At 58.3% G+C, this 1800-nt stretch carries 1 protein-coding gene; it reads right to left on the bottom strand.

Translation table 11 applies throughout. From position 1 onward, the window contains the following. Positions 1 to 988: 988 nt before the first annotated feature. A partial coding sequence (locus ACE4YL_RS07845; protein ID WP_461369470.1) for a rolling circle replication-associated protein occupies positions 989 to 1800 on the bottom strand: 812 nt, incomplete at its 5' end.

Genomic DNA, 1800 nt, shown 5'->3' with positions numbered 1-1800 from the left:
GGATCACCGCCTGGTAAGCTGCACCATCCGGCCCGATTCCACGAACTCGAACGGAAGCGTTTACGCGCTCGGATACGAATTCCCGGAACTGCAACGGGTGATACCGGTCACCCTCGAAAACCACTTTTGCCGACTTATAGTAGAAAGAGTCAAGGGGAGGTTGCCGGGGTCCGGGGCCGGGCGGGGCAAGCCCTCGCCCGTCCCCACCACCGACCCCCCCGGGGACGGTTGACCAAGGCTGCACCCCATCCCGACAACCGGGAGACTCAGGCCACTGGTGCTCACTCGAAACGTTAATATTCTTCCCGGGTCTAGAATGGTTACTGATACAACCACCAGGAGCATCAGTAGAACTTACGTCAACAGGACAAGACCCGGGAAGGTGCTGTAACACCTTCCTAGTCACATTATCACTTCTGTCAAGTTCTCCTTCGACCTAGAAGGTTAAAACCGTTTCTCAGGGGTCTATGACGCTCAAACGCCGCTGAGGCTCGATACGCTCCGCCTACGGCGTCGCTGAGCGTGGCGATACCCCTTCCGGGGAGGGGCAAGCCTCCCCGGTGCGGGGAGAGTGTCCAGGGAGCCTCACCCACGACGGCGGGGAAAGAGAGTAGGACCCCGGAGAGGTATCCGGGGAGGGGGAACCAGATGCTCCGTAGACCCATCCGGGCCGAAGACCCAGACGCCCCCACCGGTGATCATAGCCTCCTCTAGCAGTTCCTGAAGAACCGCTTCCATGTCATCATTGCTCTTCATTTCAACAACTCCAATTCATCCGGGGAGAACCATATCGGACTACCACAATCTTCACTATAATCCAGTATAACAAGCAGCCCCGGCGGATCGCTCCGGTAGTCCCTCACGATCCCTTCCTGGTGTGCCTCCCCGCGAAGTCTCACGGGAAGACCAACCCACGCTTCCATATCGTCAGTTTGTGCCATATTATCAAGTCCTCTCCTCAGGCTTAAAACCGTCATCGGAGCACGTATCACACTAGTTCACAGTACTTGTCCCCTAAGGAGCATACGGGGCCTTCGGCCCTGGTTGCCTGGTCATCGGGAACGAGAGCCCAGGACATGCAGGAGTCACCGAACGTTCCGAGACCCCGCAGCGGGTTCTTGTATTTCTCGGCAATGTATCTCCGGGCTTCCCGAGACATCGACCAGGTCCGAATCCGTTTCCGGTAGCAGAGCTCCAGCCACCGGTAGTCGATATCGGTTTCAAGCGTTTTTGAGAGGTATTTAGCGATATACGCCCCGGTATTCCGGATATCCTTCACGAGTGAGTAATCCTGACCGACCGGGAGAGCACCGGTGATGTTGCACCAACGGGTTATGAGAGCCTCACAGACGGCTTCTGATGCACCCAAGACTGCCAAGTGATAGTGAGCGAACCCGTTCACGGAACCCGGCTCCATGACGCAGAGGTATTCGAGTGAGTGCCGGCGGAACTCCCGGGAGAGCAGCGACCACCCCCGCCGGAGGTCATCGACACAGGCAGCCGCAGCGGGGTAGGTATGCCTGCTCGGATGCCGCACCGTGAGAGTCAGGAACGCGACCTCGGAGGGGTCATACTCGCGCTCGGTGACGTAATCCACGAAGGAGTAGATCACCGCCAGGTTCCTCTTCCGCATGTGGGGCGACCACCGGTAGGTGCAGGGGATCACCGCCTGGTAAGCTGCACCATCCGGCCCGATTCCACGAACTCGAACGGAAGCGTTTACGCGCTCGGATACGAATTCCCGGAACTGCAACGGGTGATACCGGTCACCCTCGAAAACCACTTTTGCCGACTTATAGT

Origin of the sequence: Candidatus Darwinibacter acetoxidans (genome assembly GCF_041936445.1) — a bacterium.
In the GTDB taxonomy this organism is placed as follows: Bacteria; Bacillota; Limnochordia; order Darwinibacteriales; family Darwinibacteriaceae; genus DTU010.
This window is presented reverse-complemented; position numbering and strand designations above follow the sequence as displayed.